Raw genomic sequence first — 21616 nt, 5'->3', positions numbered from 1 at the left:
CAGCGGACGCATAAGATGAACCCGGACACCGTTGTAACATCCGCGATTCCAGCTCGCGCTCCAGCGACACAATCTGGGAACTGACTTCATGCAACCTCTTGTGGTAACCTCAGCCAAACCAAGGGTCATTGCCGTGACAAGCGCGCAACCGGCTTCAGAGGGAAATAACAGCGTGCGGGAGCGTCGCATCTGGCCGGCTGCGATCGCAGTAATCCTTCTCCTGGCGGCGCTTCCGGCTGCGGTCGTCCTCGACCTGCGTGACTTCACGCATCAACTATCCGAACGTCAAGCCAACGACATCAGCAAGATCATAACCGACATTCGCACGTTCTACGCCACCGACGTGGTCGGGCGGATCCTCCAGGCAGACCCGCATACGAAGATCACGGCAACAGATAACTACCGCGACGTTGCCGGCGCGATACCAATTCCAGCGACGTTTTCGCTGGAAATCGGGCGGCTCACGAGTTCGCGTGACAACACTGTCCGGTACGAATTTGTTTCCGACTATCCGTTCGCCGGGCGGCCTCCGCACAATCTTGATAACTTCCAATTGAAGGCATTGGCATCATTTCGCGCCGACCCGAATATTCAATCGCTTGAGGCGACGGAAGGGGGCTGGAGCCCGACCGTTAGGCTGGCTTCGCCGATCCGTATGACCGCCGCCTGCGTGGCATGCCACAACTCGCATCCGGACAGTCCAAAGAAGGATTGGAAGGTCGGTGATGTCAGAGGGATTCAATCTGTGTCTGTCTCGCAACCCCTGTCTCAAGGGTCGATCGGCTTCCACTATCTCTTCGCATATTTTGCGGCCGCCCTGGCCACTGGAGTTGCATTCATCGTGATGCAATGGCGGCAGTCGCGCGAGCTGGCCTTGGTCAACGGCGAACTGAAGGAGGCCAACAATTTCCTGGCAACAGTGTCGCTCAAAATCGCAAAATATCTCTCACCTGAGATCTACAAAAGTGTGTTCAGCGGCGAGCGCGACGTGAAGGTGACTGCGGAGCGAAAGAAACTGACCATCTTCTTCTCCGACATCGTGGATTTCACTGCCACGACCGAGCGTATGCAACCCGAGGAACTGACCGCCCATCTCAACGAATATCTGACCGAGATGTCGCATATCGCCATTTCTCATGGCGCCACCGTCGACAAGTTCATCGGCGATGCCATTCTCGCGTTTTTCGGCGACCCGCAGACGCTTGGCCCGCGCGAAGACGCACGTGCATGTCTGCGTATGGCCTTGGCCATGCAAAAGCGGTTGGAGTACCTGCAAGTCAAATGGCGGCAGCAGGGTATCGAGCACCCCTTCCGTGTCCGGATGGGAATAAACACCGGCTACTGCAATGTCGGCAACTTCGGCAGCGAAGATCGTATGGATTACACCATCATCGGCGCCGAAGCCAACCTCGCTGCCCGGCTGCAGAGCATTGCACCTGCCGGCGGGATAGTGCTCAGCTACGAAACATACGCCAACGTACGCGACATGGTCGATGCGTCGCCAGGTGAGCAGATCAGCATGAAGGGGATCAGCAGACCGATCGTGCCTTATATGGTGCGGGGTGTCCTGGAACAGGCGCGTGACGACACTGTCATAACGGAAACGGACGAGGGCATGTCGTTGACGCTCGATACTGCCGGGCTCGATCCCGCCAGGGGTGCGCGTCTGCGCGACAAACTCCAGTCGGCGCTAGCTCAACTCGAAGCTAAATTGGCTGTGCCTTCGCCAAAGGGAACGAGCGGTTAGCGCATCGGGGCCGTAAAAGCCCCGATGCTCATGCTACTACATGCATTCAGTTGCCGTCCGACGACATCGCGCCGAGCAGCCTGCGTATATCGCCGAACCTGGCGATCGAGCCGAACACCAGTGCCGCCACCGCCACGAAGAACACCGACACTGCGGCCATGGTCGGCGTGTAGCCGTAGCGCAGCGCGTTGAAGATCTTGATCGGCAGCGTCTCGGTGGTGAAGCCGATCGTCATATAGGCGACGATGTATTCGTTGAGCGACAGCACGAAGGCGAAGGCGTAGCCCGAGACGAGGTAGGGCAGGATCAGCGGCAGCACCACCGTCTTCAGCACGGTGCGGTCGTCGGCGCCCATGGTGGCGGCGGCTTCGACCAGCGAGCGGTCGATCGAGGCAAAGCCCAGCGACAACGTCACCAACGGCAGCGTCACAAAGAAGATGGCGTGGCTGATGATGGCGGTGAAGAACTGGCCGAACAGCCCGACCGTCGCCCAGAAGGAGAGGAAGCCGAGCGCGGTGATGACCGGTGGCAGGATGAAAGGGGCAAGCCCCAGTACCTGAAAAATGTTCGCCCATGGCGCGATGCGCCGCCACAGGAACCAGGCCAGTGGCAGCGCGACCGCAACGGCAATCGCGGCCGAACAAACGGCCAGCGTCACCGAATGGATCAGCGCCAGCCGCCATTCCGGATCGGTGAAGATCTGGGCGTACCAGGCAAACGAGAAACCCACCGGTGGGAAGGTGAGTTCCTGACGTGAGTTGATCGACACGCCCGCGACCACGATCAGCGGCGCGGCCAGGAACAGCGCGACGATGGTGAAATAGACACGGCGCAGCAAGGTCGCGGTCATAGGGCGTTCTCCCGGCGTCCGACGAGAAGGGTCAGTCCGACCAGCGCCAGCGAGATCAACACAAGGAACACGGCCATTGCCGCGGCAAACGGCATGTTGGACTGGTAGATCGCCTGGTCGGTGATCAGCACCGACAGTGTCCAGTGTTGCGGCCGCCCGAGGATCTGCGGCAAGAGATAGGAGCCGAGCGCGAAGACGAACACCATGATCAGCGTCGCCACGATCGTGTTGCGGAGCGCCGGGGCGACGACGTTGAAGAAGGCGCGGATCGGCGACGCGCCGAGCGTGCGCGCGGCCTCCAACAGTGTCGGGTCGAGGCGGACCAAAGCGGGGTAAAGCACAAGGATCGTATAGGGCAGCGCCTGGTAGACCATGCCGGTCAGCACCGCGCCGAAGGTCGGCAGCAGCGCCACCGGCTTGTCCATTAGCCCGATCGCCACGAACAAATTGGTGATGCCTGCGGTGCGCGAAAACAGCGTCGACCAGGCAAAGCCGATAATGACTTCCGACAGCGACAGCACCGACAAGAGGCCGACCAGCCACAGCGTCTGTACGCGGCGCGGCCGCCTTGTCAAAAGATAGGTGAAGGGGAAGGCGATGCAGATGCAGCAGACCGCGACCAGCACCGCTAGCATCAGCGAAAAGCCGAGCACGCCGCCGAAGAACACCGACAGGAAGCGGGCGTAATTGTCGAACACGAAATCCGGCGTGTAGAAGCCGGAAGGGTTGCGCTTGAAGAAGCTCACCGCGATCATCGTCGAGAACGGCACGACGAAGAAGACGATCAGCATCAGCGCCGGAAAGAACAGCGGCGTGTAGTCGGCTACAGACTTCGGAGCTTCGCGTCTCATGCGCCGAGCACCACGCAGCTCGCCGGCGGCAGCGTGACGCCGACCTTGGCGCCGACCGGCACGTCATGCCGCTCGCGCGGTGTCGTGACCGCAATGATGCTGGTGCCGCCGACATCGACGAAGGTCTCGATGGTGCCGCCGAGGTCGCGCACGAAGCTCACCTCGCCGGTAATGGCCGAGCCGCCAGGGCTGCCGAGATGCACGTCCTCGGGACGGACCGAGACAGAGGCCTTGGTTTGCCCGGCCGGCATGGTCAAGCCCGGAATGGCTGTACCCAAAATGGTGGTGCGCCCAGTGCTGTCGACTTCGGCCGGCAACAGATTGGTGATGCCGATGAAGTCGGCGACGAAGGCGTCGGCCGGCTTGCGGTAGATCTCGATCGGCGGCGCCGCCTGCAGGATCTTGCCATGGCCCATGACGACGACGAGGTCGGCCATGGTCATGGCTTCGCGCTGGTCGTGGGTAACGACGATGGTGGTGATGCCGAGCCGCTGTTGCAGCTGGCGCAGTTCCACCTGCATGGCCTCACGCAACTTGGCGTCGAGCGCCGACAGCGGCTCGTCGAGCAGGAACAGCTTTGGCGACAAGGCGAGCGCGCGGGCGATTGCCACGCGCTGGCGCTGGCCGCCCGACAGTTTGGCCACCGGACGGTCGGCAAAGCCGGTCAGATGGATCAAGCTCAGCAATTCGTCGACGCGTTTCTTCTGCTCCTCCTTCGAGGCGCCGCGAATGCGCAGCGCATAGGCGATGTTATCGCCGACGGAGAGATGCGGAAACAGCGCCAGCGACTGGAACACCATGCCGAGATTGCGCCTGTGCGTCGGCAGCGGCGTGATGTCCTCGCCGTCGAGCACGATGGCGCCGCTGGTCGGTTCCTCCAGGCCTGCAATCATGCGCAGCAGCGTGGTCTTGCCGCAGCCCGACGGGCCGAGCAGGCACACGAAGGTGCCGTGCGGCACGTTGAGCTGGACATTGTCGACGGCGGCGAAATTGCCGAACTTTTTGGTGATGCTATTGATGTCTAGTCCGGACATGCTCATCCCTCTCAGGCGGTAGGTAGTAAGAGGCCGCCGGACAATGCCCGGCAGCCAGTCAGGTTCAAGCGATTGGGCTGATCAGCCGACGATCAGCTCGGTCCACTTCTGGTTGATCCAGTCGGCCTTCGACGTATAGAGGTCGTAGCGCGGGATGATCGGATCGATATCCGACGACACCGCGGCGAACTCTTCCGGCTTGAGGTCAAGCACCTCTTTCTTCAAGGTTGGCGTGGTTCCGACCTTGCGCGACATGACGCCCTGCATCGACGGCTGGCTCATATAGTCGATGAAGGCATGCGCCTCGTCGACCTTGGTCGAGGCGCGCGTCAGCACCCAGTTGCCGGAATCCTGGATGCCGCCTTCCTTCGGGAAGGTCGAGCGGACATGGAAGCCGTCGGCGACCGCGAGCCCGGTGACGTCGTGATAATACTGGCCCATCGGGATTTCGCCCGACTTCAGCGCCTGCTCGAACTGCGCCTCGTCGCGATACCAGAGGCGAACGTTCGGCTTGACCTCGGCGAGCTTTTCGAACGCCTTGTTCAGCCCCTCTTCGGTGTCGAGCGCATTGGTGCCGCCCATGAAGGTCTTGGCCGTCACTTCGAGCAGGAACGAGTTGGAGGCAAGCGCCAGTAGGCCGAGCTTATCCTCGTTGGCCTTGTCCCAAAGGGCTGCCCATGATGTCGGCGCGTCCTTGTAGACGTCGGTGTTGGTAACAAGCGTGATCCACCAGGCGACGGCGCCGATGCCGGCGACGCGACCATCCGGATACTTGTTGATGAAGCGGGGCAGCAGGTCGCCATAGTGCTTGAACTTCGACGTATCGAGCGGTGTCCACAATTCCGTCGACTGGCCCTTCAGCGTCGAGGTCTGCGACATCATCGAAAGGTCGGCCGGGGCCTGGCCGGCCTTGGCCGCCTGCTCCAGCTGCACCAGCCAGGCCTCACCGGTCGGCTCGGCGACCGATTCCACGGCAATGCCGGTTGCCTTGGTGAACTCGGGGAAGACATGCTCGTCGAAGGATTTCTTGAAGTAGCCGCCATAGACGCCGACCTTCAGCGACTTGTCCTGCGCCCGCAGGATCGACGGCATGGCGAGCACGCCTGATATGGCGAGGCCCGCGCCAAGCACGCCGCGCCGTGTCAGGGATTTTCCGATCAGTCTGTCCATCCGATTTCTCCTCAGTTGGTGCCGGTCTGTCCCGGCAGGTTCCCTTCACGCACTGTCGCCATTCTGGCGTCGGTGGGCCGCCGCTCGTTGTTCGAGCGTACGGGCGTATTGCGTCAGTGGAAAGCACATGACGAAGAAGATCAGCGCCACCAGCCCATAAACCTTGAACGGTTCGAAGGTGGCGTTGTTGATGGCGTTGGACGTCCTGACCAGCTCCTCGAAACCGATGATCGAGGTCAGCGCCGTCGATTTGATCAATTGCACCAGGAAGCCGACGATCGGCGCCCTCGTGATCGAAAACGCCTGCGGCAGGATGATCAGCCTCAGTTCCTGCAGGCGGTGCAGGCCGAGGCTGGCGCCGGCATCCCACTGGCCGCGCGGCAGCGCGTCGACGCCGCTGCGCCAGATCTCGGCCAGATAGGCGCTGGCGAAGAAGGTGAGCCCGAGCACGGCGGCCGTCCACGGCTCAATGCGCAGGCCCAGCATCGGCAGGCCGAAAAACATCAGGAACAGTTGCATCAAGAGCGGGGTGCCCTGGAACAAAGCGATGTAGCCGGAAGCGATGCGGCGGCTCCATTTATTCTCTGCGATCCTGAAGAACAGCACCACCAGCCCGACCAGCGCCCCACCGACGAAGGCGGCCAGCGACAACAGCACCGTCCAGCGGCCGGCGAGCAAAAGGTTGCGAACGATGTCCCAGAAGGTGAATTCGATCATGACACGCCGGCTCCCAAAACGCGACGCCCGCCTGTGACCAGCAGCCGGCGCAAGGCCATCGACATCAAGAGATAGACCAGCGTCACGACGAAATAGGTCTCGAAGGAACGGAAGGTGCGCGCCTGCAGCATGTCGGCCTCATAGGTCAGCTCACGCACGGCAATCTGCGACACAACGGCCGATTCCAGCATCATGATGACGATCTGGCTGGTCAGCGCCGGATAGATCACCTTCAGCGCCTGCGGCAGCACGATCTTGATGAACACCTGGCGTGGCCGAAGCCCCAGTGAAAGAGCGGCTTCCGTCTGTCCGCCGGGCACGGCATCGAGGCCGGCGCCGACGATTTCAATCGTGTAGGCCGCCATGTTGAGCGTCATCGCCAACATGGCGGCCAGGATCGGATCGAGCCTTATGCCGAGGCTGGGCAGGCCGAAGAAGATGAAGAACAGCTGCACCAGAAACGGCGTGTTGCGCATCACCTCGACATAGACCGCGATCGCCCGCTTCAGGAATACCGGGCCGTTGCGCCGACCGGCAGCGCCCAGGATGCTGAGCAGCGTGCCCACGAACGTGGTCACGACGATCAGCAGGATCGTCGTGAGCGCACCGCGCGTGATGTCGCCTAGAGCACCTGGGAGCCAGGCAAAGGCCACGGGAACTCAATCCTTGAGGTTGTCGGGATTGAGCGGCGTCTTCAGCCAGGCCTTCGAGCTCTCGTCGAGCTTGCCGTCGGCCAGCATCTTGGCAACTGCGTCATTCACCGCCGCCTTCAGCCGGTCCTCTTTTTTGTTGAGGCCGATATGCGAAGGCGAGGTCAAAAGCTGGAACTTCTGCTCCGGCTTCAGCGCGTCCTGCTTGGCCAGCACCTGGGCGCCGACATCATTGCCGACCACCATCAACTGGGTCTGGCCGGAGATGAAGGCCTGGATGACGGAGTTGTAGTTGTCGAAGCGCTTGATGTCGGCGGAAGCCGGCGCCGCTTCGGTCAGCGACGTGTCTTCCAGCGTGCCGCGGTTGACGGCGATCGACTTGTCGGCAAGGTCTTCCTTGCCTTTGACCGAGAGCGCTGCCGGACCGATGACGGCGATGTAATAGGGCGCGTAGGCGGCGGCGAAATCGATCACCTCCTCGCGCTCCTTGGAGTAGCCGACGCTCATCAGGATATCGACGCGCTTGTCGGTGAGATAAGGGATGCGGTTCTGGCCGGTGACGCTGACCAGATTGAGCTTCACCTTCAAGGAGTCGGCGATCGCCTGCGCCACATCGATGTCATAGCCCTTGATGCTCATATCGGCGCTGGCGGAGGAGAAGGGCGGGAAGTCGGAGAAGATTCCGACATTGATGGCGCCGGCCTTGGTGATGTCGTCGACGGCGTCGGCATTGGCCTGAGAGGCGAGGCCGAGGCCGGCGAGCATCAGCGCGGCGGCGATGGTTGATTTCATGTGAAACGTCATTGTGGTTCCCTTCTGGAAGCTTGTTTGTTTTGAAACGGTCGCCGGCTCCAGCGCGGCGACCGCCTTGCATGTGAAGTCCGTTAGGCCCCCTTGCTCGTAATGGCCGGGCTGAACACCATCAGGCTCAGGATCTCGAAAAGGACCTGCGCGCCGACATGGGCGGTGTTGGTGGTGGCGTCATATTGCGGCGCCACCTCGACGACGTCGCCGCCGACAATGTTGAGGCCTTTCAGGCCGCGCAGCAGTTCGAGCACCTCGCGCGTCGTCAGGCCGCCTATCTCAGGCGTGCCGGTGCCCGGCGCGAAGGCCGGATCGACGCTGTCGACATCGAAGGAGATGTAGGTCGGACCGTCGCCGACAATCTTGCGCGCCTTCTCGATGATGGCGGGGATGCCGAGCCCGGTCACCTCTTCGGCGTGCACGACCGTCATGCCGGATTCGTAGGTGAACTCCCACAAATATTCGGCCGAGCCGCGGATGCCGATCTGGATGGTGCGGGTCGGGTCGAGCACGCCGTCCAGCACCGCGTTGCGGAAGGGTCCGCCGTGGTGGAACTTGGTCATGTCGAACAGCCCGCTGGTGTCGCAATGGGCGTCGATATGGATCATGCCGACCGGCGCCTTCTTGCCGACCGCCTTCAGGATCGAATGGCTGATCGAATGGTCGCCGCCAACGGAAAGAGGCAGCACGCCGGCATCGACGATCTGGTTGGTGCGGCGCTCGATGTCCTCATGGCTGATCTCCAGCCGGTAGCGGCTGCGGAACGGCGTATCGCCGATGTCGGCGACGCGCAGCTCATGCGTCGGCGCGCATTCCAGCACATGGTTGTAGGGGCCGATGCGCTCGATCGCGCGCAGCGCCCTGGGCCCAAAGCGCGAGCCGGGACGGTTGGTGACGCCGAGATCCATCGGCACGCCGATGATCGCCACCTGCAAATCGCCGAAATCCGGATTGTCGGCCGCGACTTCGCGATAGGGCGCGGCGAGGAAGGTCGGGATGCCGGAATAGGGCGCCAGCCTCGTGCCGCTCTTGGAGAAGATCTTGTCGGCGACCTTGCGGAATTTCGGGTCGAACATCTCGCCGCCATGGCTTTCGCCGTATTTGCGGCGCAGCGCGTCGAGCTTGCCACGATCATAACCCATGTCGGTCTCCTCCTGCCGGGCTGGTGCATGCGGTCGTGGCGGCATCTTGCGAACTGACCGTCATCCGGCCGGGTCGCTGTCCCGCTGGCTGCCTGCAGATTTCACGTCATTGATGCTGTCTGGGACAAAGTGTCCGGCAGCCGCATTGAAAAATCAATTGATATTGTTAGGGTGCTGGTTGTGAGAAAATCTCACAGAGTATCCGGTTGCCCATGGCCAAGCGTCTGCCGCCCCTAAATCCCCTGCGCGCCTTCGAAGCCACGGCGCGCCACGCCTCGCTGACCAAGGCTGCGAGTGAGCTGAACGTCACTCATGGCGCCATCAGCCACCAGATCAAGGCGCTTGAGCAGTCGCTGGGCGTAAAACTGTTCGAACGCACCGGACAGCGGGTAAAGCTCACACCGCATGGTGCCGAACTGCTGCCGGCGGTGTCGACCGCGTTCGACGGCATCGCCGCCGCCACCCAGCGCATGACCAGGCCGGCCAGCGCCGGCACGTTGTCGGTCTCCTGCGTGCCGGCGCTGCTGCTTTTGTGGATGACGCCGCGGCTGGGCAGCTTCATGGCGCAGTACCCCGATATCAGGCTGACGCTGGTTCCGTCCAACGATCCCAAAGACATCCGTGCGCCGCAGGTCGATCTCTGCATACTCTACGGGGATGGCAGCTGGACCGATTGCTGGATGCGCAAATGGTCGGGCCTCGAACTGTTCCCGGTGGTCAGCCCGACGCTGATCAACAACCGGCCGATCCGCACCTGCAGGGATCTTGCCGACCATGTCATCCTGCATGGCGATGACGGCCGCGAATGGCACACCTGGCTGGCCGCCGCGGACGGGCTGGACCTCGAGCGTGGCCGCCGTCACCATCTCGGCGACGCCCGCACGGCGATCGAGGCCGCGGTGCACGGCCATGGCGTGGCGCTCGGCGATTCCGTTACCGCCAGCATGCTGCTCGCCAGGGGCCTGCTGGTGGCGCCGTTCAGCCTGTCGGTGCCGGCGGTCGACGATTTCTATGTCGTGTGCCGCAACGAGATGCGCTCGGCGCCGATCGTGCAATTGTTTGTCGACTGGCTGTTTGCCGAGAAGGAGCAGGCCGACAGCCGCGCCGACGCGCCGGTGGCCGGCCGCGTCAACATCCGCCGCAAACGCCCGGCGCTGCGTGTGATCGGCGCCAAGAGTTGAGGCTGGACCGGAGCGGCCGCTTTTTGTCGGGCCAGTCGGGAAAGCGGGCAGCGCTTTCAAAAATTCAATGCTAGTAAGGTCTTGCCAGGCAATTCCAGGAAAAGTGTGCGGCGGTTTTCGATCCGGAATTGCGTAAGACAGACGTGAGCAGCGAAGGCGACGGCAAAACATGGCAAGAACCGATATAGCGCGGCGCGTCTACAACCACACCTGGAAGCTGGACCCGATCGTCCGCAGCCTGCTCGACACTGATTTCTACAAGCTGCTGATGTTGCAGATGATCTGGGGCATGTACCCCAAGGTCGACGCCACCTTCTCGTTGATCAACCGCACCACATCGGTGCGCCTCGCCGACGAGATCGACGAAGGCGAATTGCGCGACCAGCTCGACCATGCCCGCACGCTGCGCTTCTCCAAGAAGGAGATGATCTGGCTGGGCGGTAACAATTTCTATGGCCGCAAGCAGATCTTCGAGCCGGAATTTTTGGCCTGGCTGGAAGGTTTCCGACTGCCCGAGTACGAGCTCTCCAAGCGCGACGGCCAGTACGAGCTCTCCTTCAGCGGCCCCTGGATGTACACCACGCTGTGGGAAATCCCCGCGCTGGCTATTATCAACGAGATGCGTTCCCGTGCGGCGATGCGCGCTTTCGGCCCCTTCGCGCTCGACGTGCTCTATGCCCGCGCCAAGGCCAAGATGTGGGCCAAGACCGAGCGGCTGAAGGCTTTGCCCGGCATCCGCATTTCCGACTTCGGCACCCGCCGCCGCCACTCGTTCCTGTGGCAGCGCTGGTGCGTCGAGGCGCTCAAGGAAGGCATTGGCGAAGCCTTCACCGGTACCTCCAACGTGCTGCTCGCGATGGACAACGACCTCGAAGCGCTCGGCACCAACGCGCATGAACTGCCGATGGTGTTTGCCGCACTTGCCGATACGGAAAAGGAACTCAAGCAGTCGCCCTACAAGGTGCTGCAGGACTGGCAGCGCTATTATGGCGGCAACCTGTTGATCGTGCTGCCCGACGCCTTCGGTACAGCCTCCTTCCTGCGCGACGCGCCGGATTGGGTCGCCGACTGGACCGGCTTTCGCCCCGACAGCGCGCCGCCGATCGAAGGCGGTGAAAAAATCATCGACTGGTGGCGCGAGAAGGGCAAGGACCCCAGGCAGAAGCTGCTCATCTTCTCCGACGGGCTCGAGGTCGAGACCATCGAGGAGACCTACAAGCACTTCCAGGGCAAGGTGCGCATGTCTTTCGGCTGGGGCACCAACCTCACCAACGACTTCGAAGGCTGCGCGCCAACGGAAACCAACAGCCTCGATGCGATCTCGCTGGTCTGCAAGGTGACGGAAGCCAATGGCCGCCCGGCGGTGAAGCTGTCGGACAATCCGGCCAAGGCGACGGGCGACAAGAAGGAGATCGACCGCTATCTCAGGATATTCGGCGCGAAGGACCGCGTGGAGCAGCTGGTCAAGGTTTGAGGCGCGCGGTGCTCTGGCATCGCGATGCGAGTAGGCAAGGTTGGATAGGCTGAGTTCCTTCGTGCCCCCCTCTGTCCTGCCGGACATCTCCCCCACGAGGGGGGAGATTGCGCTCGCATCTCCGCCTTCGCCAATCTCCAACGCTGCAAGGAAAGAGCCGTCAGCGAAACCGCCAATCTCCCCCCAAGTGGGGGAGATGTCCGGCAGGGCAGAGGGGGGCGCCGTAGAGCGCCTTCGTTGTAGCCTAGCTTTTCTCGCCGCCGCCCTAGCGATTCTCCCCACCCCCGCCTTCGCCCATGCATCCGATCGCGGCCACGTCCTCCTGCTCCCCACCGGCTACTACATCGCCGCCGGCGCACTCGCCGTCGCCGTCAGCTTCCTCGTCCTGGCTTTGCTGCCACCGGATGCCCTCGACCGCTTCTGGCGTCGCCGCTTACAACTTTTCACCTTCAGCGAAGCCCCTCGCACAATCGTCAGCCTGTTCTCCTTTGCCGGCTTTGCAATCCTCATCGCAGCCGGCCTGTTCGGCAGCCGCGACCCGCTCTCCAACCCGCTTCCCTCAACCATCTGGACGCTACTCTGGGTCGGCCTCGCCATCGCGCAAGGCCTGTTCGGCGATCTCTGGTCGTGGCTGAACCCATGGTACGGCCCATGGCGCATCGCCACCCGCCTGATTGGCCGGTATGATGCCCAAGCGCAGGAAACGCGCCTTGCCGCATGGCTCGGCTGCTGGCCGGCCGTCATCCTGTTCTTCGCCTTTGCCTGGTTCGAGCTGATCGACCCGGCGCCCGACGATCCCGCGCGGCTGGCTTATACCGCCGGCTTCTATTGGTTGGTCATCTTCATCGCGATGCTCGCCTTCGGCTACTCGTACTGGAGCCGGCGCGGCGAATTCCTGACGATCTTTTTTGCCATGGTGGCGCGCTTCGCCCTGCTTGAGCGCGACGAGGCGGGCCGGCTCAATCTTTGCTGGCCCGGTGCAAAACTACTCGCCGCCACGCCTCTACCGGCAAGCGGCATCACCTTTCTGCTGCTGGCGCTCTCCTCTGTCTCCTTCGACGGCCTGTCGAAAACCTTCTTCTGGCTCGGTCTGTTCGACATCAATCCGCTGGAGTATCCCGGTCGCACCGCGCTGATCGGCATCGGCAGTTTCGGCCTTGTGCTGACCTTCGTCGTGCTGGCGGCGGCATTCATGCTGGCCGTCATCCTCGGCCAGCGTCTTGCCGGCAGCCGGCATTCCCTCGGCGAGGCCGCTGGACTGCTCGTCTGGTCGATCGTGCCGATCGCGCTCGCCTACCATGTCGCGCATTATCTGACGGCGCTGCTGGTCGACGGCCAGTATGCGATGGCCTCTCTGTCCGACCCGTTCGCACTGGGCTGGAACCTGTTCGGCACCGCCGACATGCAGATCGAAGCCGGCATCGTCGCCGGCGCCGACTCCGCCTGGTGGCTGTGGAATGTGCGGGCGGGCATCATTGTCGCCGGCCACATGCTGGCGGTGCTTGTCGCCCATGGTCTGGCCTGGCGGCTGCACCCGGTTCCATCGCGCGCCGCACTCAGTCAATTGCCGCTCAGCGTGCTGATGATCGCCTACACGATCTTCGGCCTCTGGTTGCTTGCCACGCCGACGGCCGGATGAGAAAAGGCGACCGGCATGCCTTTGCGGAAAGCCCGCTTGCCAGGTCGAAGCTTTGGTGATTTAGTTTGTATACATGCGATTTTCGCCCCTTCCGCAAGGGAGTGGCCTTGCCTCGTTACAGCCAGTCAAAACTCAAAACAGGGGAACTGCCGTGACTGACAAGAATGGGTTTTTCGATCTCTCCAAATCCACGCTCTCTCGCCGCACGGCGCTGAAAGGTCTCGCCGCTGGCGCTGGCCTGACGCTCGCGCCCGGCTTTGTCCGTTACAGCCAGGCGCAGAGCTCGGCGCCGGTCAAGATCGGCTTCCAGTTGCACCGCACCGGCATCGGCGCCGCCTATGGCCGTTGGTACGAAAAGACCAGCGCGGCCGCGGTCAAGGCGATCAACGATGCCGGCGGCATCAATGGCCGGCCGGTCGAACTGGTGATCGAGGATGACGGCACCGATCCCGGCCGCGGCGCCGAAGTGGTCGGCAAGTTCGCCACCCAGCACAAGACCGACATCGTCTTCGGCACTTTGTTCTCGCATGTCGTGATCGGCTCGGCGCCCGCCGCCGGCGAAAACAAGATCCCCTATTTCGTCGTCAGCGAGGGTCACCACGTCGCCTCGACCAAGCTCAACCGCTACGTCTTCCAGCCCGGCATCACCGATGTGAAGAGCCAGATCCAGTCGATGGCGCCATGGATCGCCGCCAATGCCGGCAAGAAGGTGACGCAGATCTTCCCCGATTTCGCCTTCGGCTACGACCACCGCGACTACCTGCCGCCGGCGCTGAAGGCGCAGGGCGCCGAGGTCATCGCCCAGATCGCCATCCCGCCGACTGAATCGTCCTTCACCAAATATTTCCCGCAGATCCCGGCCGAGACCGAGGTGATCTACCACGTCATGGTCGGCCCGGCCGTGCTCACCTTCGTCAAGGAGCTCGGCGAGTTCTACGGCTCCAACCGGCCGCAGCTGTTCGGCTTCATGGATTCACTCGAAGCCACCGACATCAACAGCCCCGGCCTCGAGTTTTTGGATGGCAGCCATTTCTGGGAAGGCTCGCCACGCTATGCCCAGGCCAATGACTCAGCCGCGCAAAAAGCCTACCGCGCCGCCGTCGGCATCGACGACAATGGCGCTGCCGTCGGCGACCCCAAGGACGTCTCCACGGCCTCGCACATGTTCGGTTGCTGGGAAACGCTCTATGTCGTCAAGAAGGCGATGGAAGACGCCGGCTACAAGGGTCCGGAAGACCGCGCCAAGCTGGTCGAGGCGACCGAAGCGCTGACCGAATTCGCCGAGGGGCCGGAGCATCCGCAGGGGCCAAAGACCTTCAACGGCAAAATCCACCAGTGCTTCGGCATCCAGAACATCTCCAAGGTCGAAGGCGGCAGGTTGAATGTCGTCCACAAGACCAAGATCGAAGATGGGCTGTACGAGGCCGAGGGCGATTACACGACGCAGGCGCTGTAGGCGCTCACCCTCCCACTTGTGGGGAGGGTCGGCATGCAAGCTTCGCACTTTGCGAAGTTTGTGAGACGGGGTGGGGGTCACGACGGCCCGTGCCCCACCCCCCACCCGACCGCTGCGCGGTCACCCTCCCCACGAGGGGAGGGTAAGGGCGCCCTGAATGCATTTCGGTCCCCATCTCCTCCTCGCCGCCCTCGAAGGCCTCGTCACCTCAGCCGTGCTGGCGCTGACGGCGCTTGGGCTGTCGCTGGTTTTCGGCGTCATGCGCGTCGTCAACGTCGCCCATGGCGAGTTTTTCATGCTCGGCGCGGTGCTCGCCTGGGCGATCTCGACAGCCGTCCCCGGCCATCCCACCGTCGGCTTCCTGGCCGCACTGGTGATTGCGCCGCTGATCGTCGGCGCCGTCGCGCTGGTCGCTGAGCGGCTGGTGCTGCGCCGGCTCAATTACAATCCGGAGGCCACCATCGTCGCCACCATCGGCATGCTCTACATCATCCAGCAGCTGGCGCTGAGCTTCTACGGCCCGGAAGCGCGGCCGGTGGAGCCGCCCTTCAGCTATCGCATCCTTTTGCCCTGGTTCGGCTATTCCGGCTACAAGCTTTCGGTCATCGCCGCCTCGGCGCTCCTGCTGGTCGCCACATGGCTGGTGCTGACGCACACCAAGATCGGCCTCATCATGCGCGCCACCCAGTACGACAGCGAGACGGCGCAGGCCTTCGGCATTCCGGTCGACCGCGTCTATGCCGGTGTCTTCGCGCTCGGCGCCATGCTGGCAGCCATCGCCGCGGTGCTGATCGTGCCGATCAGCCAGGCGCATTATCTGATGGGGCAGGACCCGCTGCTGTTATCCTTCATCGTCGTCATCATCGGCGGCCTCGGCTCGCTGCGCGGCACCGTCGTTGCCGCCGTGCTGATCGGCCTCTCCGACGGCATCATCTCGGTGTTCTTCTCGCCGACCTTGGCCAAGATCATCGCCACGCTGCTGGTGGCCATGGTGCTGGTGTTCCGGCCGCAAGGCCTGTTCGGGACGGCATCGCGATGAGCGAAGCCTCTCCGGCAAAGGCCTATTCCCTGCATCTCGGCGTCATCGCGCTGCTCTTTGCGCTGAGCTTCGTCCTGCCGGAGTACCATCACGGCCTGCTCGCCCGCATCATGGTGCTGGCGGTGTTCGCCATGGGCTACAACATGCTGTTCGGCTATGTCGGCCTGCTCAGCCTTGGCCATGCCATGTTCTTCGCCGCCGGGCTCTATGGGGCCGGTCTTGCCGTCATCCATCTCGGCTGGAGCGTGCCGCTGGCTTTCCTCGCCGGCATCGCCTGCGGCGCGCTGCTTTCGCTGGTGATCGGCCTGCTGGCGCTGCGCACCACCGGCGTCGCTTTCATGATCGTCACCATGATGTTCGCGCAGGTCTTCTATCTCATCATCCTCTATTTGGCCGCCTGGACCGGCGGCGACCAGGGCCTGGTGGTGCCGCAGCCGGCGCGCGTTCTGACCTTCGGCGCGACATCGCTCGACCTCACCAACCCGACCGTGCGCTACGTGAGCGCGCTGGCGCTGTTCTCGGTCGTTCTGCTCGTCACGCTCGCCATCGTCCGCTCCCGCTACGGTCGCGTTCTGGTCGCCGTGCGCGAGAACGAGGAGCGCACGAAAATGCTCGGCTACGACACCTTCTCCAACAAGCTCATCGCCGTCGTCGTCTCCGGCACCATCTGCGCGGCCTCGGGTGCGGCCTATGCGCTGTTGTTCGGCTATGTCGGTTCGAGCTTCGCCTCAGTGCAGTATTCCATCCTGCCGCTGCTCTGGGTGCTGCTCGGCGGCGCCGCGACGACGCTGGGAGCGCTGATCGGCACGGTGTTCATGTACTATGTCATCGACATCGCCAGCGGCTACACCTCCGCCTATCTCTTGATCGTCGGCATCGCACTCATCCTCTTGGTGCTGTTTTTCCCCAAAGGCATTTTGGGCACCATCCGCAAACGCTGGCTGGGGTGGCTGCCATGATGCCGCTGCTGACCACCAAGGGCCTATCGCGCAATTTCGGCGGTCTGCGCGCCGTCGACGGTGTCGATTTCCAGCTGATGCCCGGCGAAATCCGCGCCGTCATAGGCCCCAACGGCGCAGGCAAAACCACCTTCGTCAGCCTGATCAGCGGCCGCATCCAGCCATCCTCCGGCATGATCGTCTTCGACGGCGCCGACATCACCGGCCGGCCGGCCTATCTCAGGGTGCGCCAGGGCATCGCCTACACCTTCCAGATCACCAGCGTCTTTGCCAATTTGTCCGCCTACGACAATGTCGCGCTGCCGGTGCAGCGCACGCTGACCGATGGCCGCTCGAAAGGCGCCGTGCGCACCGGCGTCATGGCCGCGCTCGAGCGCACCGGCCTTGCCGACCGCGCCCATATGCCGGCCGGCCAGCTATCCTACGGCCATCAGCGCTTGCTAGAGGTGGCGATGGGCCTGGCGCTGAAGCCGCGGCTGTTGATCCTCGACGAGCCCACGCAGGGCCTGGCCGACAGCGAGATCGATAATTTCATCGAGCTGGTGCGCGAGATCGCCAAAAGCGCCACCGTGCTTTTGATCGAACACAACATGCCGGTCGTCATGCAGCTAGCCGACCGCATCACCGTCTTCAACGCAGGCAGGATCCTCGCCGAAGGCACGCCCGAACAGGTCCGCGCCAACACACAGGTGCAGGAAGCCTATCTGGGGACGGCGCCATGACCGAAGCCCCCACGACTGAAGCGCTGACCATCTCCGGGCTCGACTGCTTCTACGGCGAGGTCCAGGTGCTCTATGGGCTCGACCTTGTGCTGAACAAGGGCGAGGTGCTGTGCCTGTTCGGCCGCAACGGCGCCGGCAAGACGACCACGCTGAAGGCGATCATGGGGCTGGTCCCGTCGAGCGCCGGTTCGATCCAGCTCGCCGGCAAGGAACTGACCGGGCTGCCGGCGCATGAGGTGCCGAAGGCCGGCGTCGCCTATGTGCCGCAAGGCAGGCGGCTGTTCGCCGAGATGACGGTGGCGGAAAACATCGAGATCGGCCTGATGGCGCGCGGCAAGGGCAAGGCCGTGCGGGAAAATGTCCTCGACCTTTTTCCATTGCTGCGCCAGCGGCTCAGGCAACGCTCCGGCACTTTGTCCGGCGGCGAACAGCAGATGCTGGCCATGGCCCGCGCGCTCTGCCTCGAACCGCAGGTGCTGTTGCTCGACGAGCCAACCGAAGGCCTGATGCCGTCGATGATCGCCAAGATCCGCGAAACGGTGGTGAAGCTGCGCGAACTTGGTGTCTCGACCATCCTGGTCGAGCAGCGCGTCGATGCCGTGCTGTCGGTCGCCGACCGCGTCTGCTTCATCGAAAACGGCCGCAACCGCGAGACCGTCGATGTCGAGCAACTGCGCGCCGACCCGTCGGCGGTCAGGCGTTATGTAGGGGTGGGCTGAAGCAGGCCTGGACCTCTGAACTCTAATCGTCCAGCGCACCGATCGCTTTCGCGCGCACAAATGCCAGGCCGGCCAGTGCGAGATCGCCTACCGCCATGCCGCGGAACGCGAATGCTGTCCGCTCATTTGCGCCCTGACGACCGGGCACGTCACCGCCGACCAAACCCGTCAGGTCGCCGGCAACGAGCTCGGGTCTCACCATCGGGTTGCTCATTTGCGCCTCTTGCACCAAGTCGTCTATGACGATGCGATCGAAGACAGTCATGGTCTCGGGCAGCCAGGGCAAAGCCAGATCGGTCATGGTCGCGAAGGCTCCCGCCTTCAGCCATCGGGCATCCAAAAATGGAGTGGGCTCTGGCACTAGAGTGACTGTCGTCACCACAATATCGGCAGGCTCGACCGCCTCTTTGGCAGTATCGCTGGGTACTGGGGTTAGACCGCGAATCTCGGCCAACCGACACAATGCGTCACGATTGCTTTTGCCCCGACCAAAGGCGCGAATCTCTCGCAACGGAAAAAGATCGGTCAGGACCTCGAGATGACCGCGCGCCTGAACGCCGCATCCGATGAACGCGACGCAGGCCGAGTCGGCCCGAGCCAGACGCTTGGCGGCCGCAACGCTTAGACCGGCCGTCCGCTTCGCAGTCACCCAATTGCCGTCGACCACTGCAAGCGGCAGACCCGTCTCAGCGTCGAGAAGGGTTACGAGCGAGTTCAGGGTTGGAAGTCCCCTTTCGGCGTTGCGGGGGTTGACCAGCAGCGATTTGGTCGCCAGCACCCGGGGCTCCGTCGCGACTCCGAGAGTGGCCATGATGTAGCGGTTATCACCCGGCAGAACGACTGCCTTCGGCGCACACCATACCTCGCCCCGCCTCTGACCGACGATCTGTCGCTCGATTTCGTCGACGATGTCGGACGTGGAAATTGGCAGGCTATCCAGGAATTCGCCCGACAGATAAGGCAGGCGGTCGGCTTGGATGGTCATTGTCTCCCCAACGATGGCTTGTTTCGGTACGCATTCCTCGGTTTCAGCGTGCAGTCGACCCCTATCCTCGTTGATAGCAGAAATTGCTGACCCCGCATACGCATGCGCTGTCGGCTCCATGCCGCTCGCAGATGGATCCCGGTCCCCGAAGCCGATGGCTGCCTCAGCTAAAAAACAAAAAGCCCGCGACCAGAAATACTGGCACCAGCACCAGCCCCGACCACGCCATGTAGCCGAAGAAGCCAGGCATCTTCACGCCGCGATGCCGGGCGATGGCGTAGACCATGAAGTTCGGTGCGTTGCCGATATAGGTGTTGGCTCCCATGAACACGGCGCCGGCCGAAATCGCAGCCAGCGTCGAGGCAAACTCGTGCATCAGATGTTGCGGATCGCCGCCGGCCAGTTCGAAGAACACCAGATAGGTCGGCGCATTGTCGAGGAAGGACGACAGCCCGCCGGCCAGCCAGAAATAGGCGAGATCGTTAGGCTGACCGGTGGGCGAAGTGACCAGCGCGACCAACGGCGCCAGCGCGCCATCATGGCCGGCGCGAAGGATGGCAATCACCGGCACGATGCAGACGAAGATGCCGGCAAACAGTTTTGCCACTTCCGCGATCGGGCCCCAGGTGAAGCCGTTGGCCTTGCGATGACTTTTGTAAGAAACGACAAGTGACAGCCCGGCCAGCCCCAGGATGATCGCGTCGCGTACCAGGTTCTGCAATTCGAGGCTGACGCCCAGCACTGGAAAGCTCACGCCTGGCTTCCACGCCGCCGACAGCAGGATCGCGCCAATGACGCCGGCCAGCAGCGGCAAATTGGCGAGGCCGCGAATGCGCACCTTCGTATCCGGCGTCGGATCCGTGATCTTCGGTGCACCGCCTTCGCGGCGGTGCAGCACGATGTCGATGGCCAGGAAGACAATCAGCACCAAGCCGCCTGTGAACAGCGTCTCGCGCCAGAGGTTCGCCGTCGTCCAGAAGAAGTCGACGCCGCGCAGGAAGCCGACGAACAAAGGTGGGTCGCCCAAAGGCGTCAGTGAACCGCCGATGTTGGACACCAGGAAAATGAAGAAGATGACGACATGGGCGTTGAACGGCCGGTTGTCATTGGCGCGCAGCACCGGCCGGATCAGGATCATCGAGGCGCCGGTGGTGCCGATCACCGAGGCCAGCATCGCACCGACAAGCAGCAGCCCGGCATTGACCAGTGGCGTGCCGTGGATGTTGCCGGCAACAAGGATGCCGCCCGAGATGGTGTAGAGCGCGAACAGCAGGATGATGAACGACATGTATTCGGTGAGCAGCGTGTGCAGCACGGCCTCGCTCGCCAAAGGCATGCCGAAGGCGATCGCCATCGGCATCACCACAAGTGCTGCCCAGGCGGCGGCGATCTTGCCGTAGTGATGCTCCCAGACATGGTGGAACAGCAGTGGTCCGGTGGCGATCGACAGCAGCAGCCCGGCAAACGGCAGACCCCACCAAAGCGACATTGCAGCACCCGGCAATTCGTGGGTTTCCGACGCGAAAGCCAGTTCGGGAAACAGGAGAATGGCGACGGTCAAGGTGCCAGCCACCAAAACTGCCAACGATCGTGTGAAACTCCCCCGACGCCTCACGGTCAGGCCGAGGTCGGGTCTTCGAGCCTTACCCCGGCGTCGCGCATCCGCTTCAGCATCGCCTCGACCGAGCCGTTGAGATCGATGCCGCGGCAGGCGTCGAGCCGCACCGTCGTCTTGAAGCCGTGCTTGACCGCATCGAGCGCCGAGAAGGCGACGCAGAAATCGGTTGCCAGGCCGACCAGGGTCACAGTGTCGATACCGCGCTCCTTGAGGTAGCCGGCGAGTCCGGTTTGCGTCTTGTGGTCGTTCTCGAAGAAGGCCGAGTAGCTGTCGATCGCAGGGCGAAACCCCTTGCGGATCACCAGCTCGGCCTTGGTCCAGGCGAGCCCCGAATGGAAATCCGAGCCGAGGCTGCCTTGAATGCAATGGTCGGGCCACAGCGTCTGGGGCCCATAGGGCATCTCGATCGCGCTGAAAGGCTGCGCCCCCGGGTGGCTGGAGGCAAAGCTTGAATGTCCGGCCGGGTGCCAGTCCTGCGTCAGCACGACATGCTCGGCGTGCCGGATCAGATCGTTGACCAGCGGCACGATCTCGTCGCCGCCGGCAACCGCCAGTGCGCCGCCGGGGCAGAAGTCGTTCTGCAGGTCGATGACAACAAGCGCTTCGTCGGCCATGGCGCCTCTCCTCTTTCTTCGTCTCGAGCGGGGATCGAGTGAAAAACGCCGCGGATGCGACCGGATGCAGAAACTTGACCAGATGGCGGCCTGCGTCAACCTCTGCAAGCGTAACAAATGCGTGGTGACCAGCTTCCCGCAAACTCCGGCTTTGACAATTTCCACCAGCTTGATATCATTTGCATACGAATGAATTTGGCCAGATCGAGTACTGGCGGGGTTTCGGGAAGACCCCACTTTTTGGG

20 protein-coding genes are annotated in these 21616 nt (G+C 63.0%); 9 read left to right on the top strand and 11 right to left on the bottom strand.

Annotation, left to right across the window (positions count from 1 at the left end):
* Positions 1-88: 88 nt before the first annotated feature.
* On the top strand, positions 89-1747 hold the full coding sequence (locus tag AC04SH_RS06345) for an adenylate/guanylate cyclase domain-containing protein (protein ID WP_488574384.1): 1659 nt from the start codon (positions 89-91) through the stop codon (positions 1745-1747).
* Positions 1748-1793: 46 nt separating this feature from the next.
* Here AC04SH_RS06345 and AC04SH_RS06340 read toward each other — a convergent pair whose 3' ends face one another.
* The 8 genes from AC04SH_RS06340 to speB all read right to left on the bottom strand — a co-directional run bounded on the left by AC04SH_RS06340 (position 1794) and on the right by speB (position 8965).
* Positions 1794-2597: an ABC transporter permease gene (locus AC04SH_RS06340; protein ID WP_488574383.1), complete on the bottom strand. Its 804-nt coding sequence runs from the start codon at positions 2595-2597 to the stop codon at positions 1794-1796.
* The gene (locus AC04SH_RS06335) at positions 2594-3448 is read right to left on the bottom strand and encodes an ABC transporter permease (RefSeq protein ID WP_192255206.1); all 855 of its coding nucleotides are present in this window, start codon (positions 3446-3448) and stop codon (positions 2594-2596) included. Before AC04SH_RS06335 ends, AC04SH_RS06340 begins: the two co-directional genes overlap by 4 nt.
* On the bottom strand, positions 3445-4482 hold the full coding sequence (locus AC04SH_RS06330; RefSeq protein WP_488574382.1) for an ABC transporter ATP-binding protein: 1038 nt from the start codon (positions 4480-4482) through the stop codon (positions 3445-3447). Before AC04SH_RS06330 ends, AC04SH_RS06335 begins: the two co-directional genes overlap by 4 nt.
* Positions 4483-4563: 81 nt before the next feature.
* Entirely contained in the window at positions 4564-5652 is a 1089-nt protein-coding gene (locus tag AC04SH_RS06325) for an ABC transporter substrate-binding protein (RefSeq protein ID WP_488574381.1), read from the bottom strand.
* A gap of 45 nt (positions 5653-5697) precedes the next feature.
* Complete coding sequence (locus AC04SH_RS06320) at positions 5698-6369, bottom strand: amino acid ABC transporter permease (protein WP_488574380.1); 672 nt, start codon at positions 6367-6369, stop codon at positions 5698-5700.
* Positions 6366-7022, bottom strand: a complete 657-nt coding sequence (locus AC04SH_RS06315; RefSeq protein ID WP_488574379.1) for an amino acid ABC transporter permease — start codon at positions 7020-7022, stop codon at positions 6366-6368. Before AC04SH_RS06315 ends, AC04SH_RS06320 begins: the two co-directional genes overlap by 4 nt.
* A 6-nt stretch (positions 7023-7028) precedes the next feature.
* Positions 7029-7823, bottom strand: a complete 795-nt coding sequence (locus AC04SH_RS06310) for a transporter substrate-binding domain-containing protein (RefSeq protein ID WP_488574378.1) — start codon at positions 7821-7823, stop codon at positions 7029-7031.
* Between the two features lie 80 nt (positions 7824-7903).
* A complete protein-coding gene (speB, locus tag AC04SH_RS06305) occupies positions 7904-8965 on the bottom strand; it encodes an agmatinase (RefSeq protein WP_488574377.1) in 1062 nt (353 codons plus the stop codon).
* Positions 8966-9177: 212 nt separating this feature from the next.
* Here speB and gcvA point away from each other — a divergent pair, with 212 nt between their 5' ends.
* The 8 genes from gcvA (at position 9178) to AC04SH_RS06265 (ending at position 18154) form a co-directional block, all read left to right on the top strand.
* Entirely contained in the window at positions 9178-10146 is a 969-nt protein-coding gene (gene gcvA / locus AC04SH_RS06300; RefSeq protein WP_488574376.1) for a transcriptional regulator GcvA, read from the top strand.
* A 169-nt stretch (positions 10147-10315) separates the two neighbouring features.
* On the top strand, positions 10316-11620 hold the full coding sequence (gene pncB, locus AC04SH_RS06295; protein WP_488574375.1) for a nicotinate phosphoribosyltransferase: 1305 nt from the start codon (positions 10316-10318) through the stop codon (positions 11618-11620).
* Between the two features lie 196 nt (positions 11621-11816).
* Entirely contained in the window at positions 11817-13259 is a 1443-nt protein-coding gene (locus AC04SH_RS06290) for a hypothetical protein (RefSeq protein ID WP_488574374.1), read from the top strand.
* 151 nt (positions 13260-13410) lie between these two features.
* Positions 13411-14715, top strand: coding sequence for an ABC transporter substrate-binding protein (locus tag AC04SH_RS06285; RefSeq protein WP_477232052.1), 1305 nt, complete (start codon positions 13411-13413; stop codon positions 14713-14715).
* Positions 14716-14872: 157 nt separating this feature from the next.
* Positions 14873-15754, top strand: coding sequence for a branched-chain amino acid ABC transporter permease (locus AC04SH_RS06280; RefSeq protein ID WP_488574373.1), 882 nt, complete (start codon positions 14873-14875; stop codon positions 15752-15754).
* On the top strand, positions 15751-16713 hold the full coding sequence (locus AC04SH_RS06275) for a branched-chain amino acid ABC transporter permease (protein ID WP_488574372.1): 963 nt from the start codon (positions 15751-15753) through the stop codon (positions 16711-16713). Before AC04SH_RS06280 ends, AC04SH_RS06275 begins: the two co-directional genes overlap by 4 nt.
* Positions 16710-17435 carry an ABC transporter ATP-binding protein gene (locus AC04SH_RS06270; RefSeq protein ID WP_477232049.1) on the top strand — a complete coding sequence of 242 codons (726 nt, stop codon included), beginning with the start codon at positions 16710-16712 and terminating at the stop codon, positions 17433-17435. The genes AC04SH_RS06275 and AC04SH_RS06270 overlap by 4 nt, the downstream gene beginning before the upstream one ends.
* A complete protein-coding gene (locus tag AC04SH_RS06265; RefSeq protein ID WP_488574371.1) occupies positions 17432-18154 on the top strand; it encodes an ABC transporter ATP-binding protein in 723 nt (240 codons plus the stop codon). The genes AC04SH_RS06270 and AC04SH_RS06265 overlap by 4 nt, the downstream gene beginning before the upstream one ends.
* A 22-nt stretch (positions 18155-18176) precedes the next feature.
* Here the strand turns inward: AC04SH_RS06265 and AC04SH_RS06260 are convergent, their stop codons facing one another.
* From AC04SH_RS06260 to pncA, 3 genes are all read right to left on the bottom strand, one after another.
* Complete coding sequence (locus tag AC04SH_RS06260; RefSeq protein WP_488574370.1) at positions 18177-19139, bottom strand: ornithine cyclodeaminase family protein; 963 nt, start codon at positions 19137-19139, stop codon at positions 18177-18179.
* A gap of 163 nt (positions 19140-19302) precedes the next feature.
* A complete protein-coding gene (locus AC04SH_RS06255) occupies positions 19303-20628 on the bottom strand; it encodes a sodium:proton antiporter (protein WP_488574624.1) in 1326 nt (441 codons plus the stop codon).
* A gap of 128 nt (positions 20629-20756) precedes the next feature.
* Entirely contained in the window at positions 20757-21371 is a 615-nt protein-coding gene (gene pncA / locus AC04SH_RS06250; protein WP_488574369.1) for a bifunctional nicotinamidase/pyrazinamidase, read from the bottom strand.
* Between the last annotated feature and the right edge of the window lie 245 nt (positions 21372-21616).

The sequence above is a fragment of the Mesorhizobium sp. CNPSo 4688 genome (genome assembly GCF_057784295.1).
The sequence above is the reverse complement of the archived record's forward strand: the minus strand, read 5'-3'. Positions and strand labels throughout refer to the sequence as shown.

What these genes read in the sequence shown, in the direction of transcription:
- AC04SH_RS06345 (WP_488574384.1), top strand. Translation starts at nt 89, where the DNA reads ATGCAACCTCTTGTGGTAACCTCAGCCAAACCAAGGGTCATTGCCGTG.
- AC04SH_RS06340 (WP_488574383.1), bottom strand. Translation starts at nt 2,597, where the DNA reads ATGACCGCGACCTTGCTGCGCCGTGTCTATTTCACCATCGTCGCGCTG.
- AC04SH_RS06335 (WP_192255206.1), bottom strand. Translation starts at nt 3,448, where the DNA reads ATGAGACGCGAAGCTCCGAAGTCTGTAGCCGACTACACGCCGCTGTTC.
- AC04SH_RS06330 (WP_488574382.1), bottom strand. Translation starts at nt 4,482, where the DNA reads ATGTCCGGACTAGACATCAATAGCATCACCAAAAAGTTCGGCAATTTC.
- AC04SH_RS06325 (WP_488574381.1), bottom strand. Translation starts at nt 5,652, where the DNA reads ATGGACAGACTGATCGGAAAATCCCTGACACGGCGCGGCGTGCTTGGC.
- AC04SH_RS06320 (WP_488574380.1), bottom strand. Translation starts at nt 6,369, where the DNA reads ATGATCGAATTCACCTTCTGGGACATCGTTCGCAACCTTTTGCTCGCC.
- AC04SH_RS06310 (WP_488574378.1), bottom strand. Translation starts at nt 7,823, where the DNA reads ATGACGTTTCACATGAAATCAACCATCGCCGCCGCGCTGATGCTCGCC.
- speB (WP_488574377.1), bottom strand. Translation starts at nt 8,965, where the DNA reads ATGGGTTATGATCGTGGCAAGCTCGACGCGCTGCGCCGCAAATACGGC.
- gcvA (WP_488574376.1), top strand. Translation starts at nt 9,178, where the DNA reads ATGGCCAAGCGTCTGCCGCCCCTAAATCCCCTGCGCGCCTTCGAAGCC.
- pncB (WP_488574375.1), top strand. Translation starts at nt 10,316, where the DNA reads ATGGCAAGAACCGATATAGCGCGGCGCGTCTACAACCACACCTGGAAG.
- AC04SH_RS06290 (WP_488574374.1), top strand. Translation starts at nt 11,817, where the DNA reads ATGTCCGGCAGGGCAGAGGGGGGCGCCGTAGAGCGCCTTCGTTGTAGC.
- AC04SH_RS06280 (WP_488574373.1), top strand. Translation starts at nt 14,873, where the DNA reads ATGCATTTCGGTCCCCATCTCCTCCTCGCCGCCCTCGAAGGCCTCGTC.
- AC04SH_RS06275 (WP_488574372.1), top strand. Translation starts at nt 15,751, where the DNA reads ATGAGCGAAGCCTCTCCGGCAAAGGCCTATTCCCTGCATCTCGGCGTC.
- AC04SH_RS06270 (WP_477232049.1), top strand. Translation starts at nt 16,710, where the DNA reads ATGATGCCGCTGCTGACCACCAAGGGCCTATCGCGCAATTTCGGCGGT.
- AC04SH_RS06265 (WP_488574371.1), top strand. Translation starts at nt 17,432, where the DNA reads ATGACCGAAGCCCCCACGACTGAAGCGCTGACCATCTCCGGGCTCGAC.
- AC04SH_RS06260 (WP_488574370.1), bottom strand. Translation starts at nt 19,139, where the DNA reads ATGACCATCCAAGCCGACCGCCTGCCTTATCTGTCGGGCGAATTCCTG.
- AC04SH_RS06255 (WP_488574624.1), bottom strand. Translation starts at nt 20,628, where the DNA reads ATGTCGCTTTGGTGGGGTCTGCCGTTTGCCGGGCTGCTGCTGTCGATC.
- pncA (WP_488574369.1), bottom strand. Translation starts at nt 21,371, where the DNA reads ATGGCCGACGAAGCGCTTGTTGTCATCGACCTGCAGAACGACTTCTGC.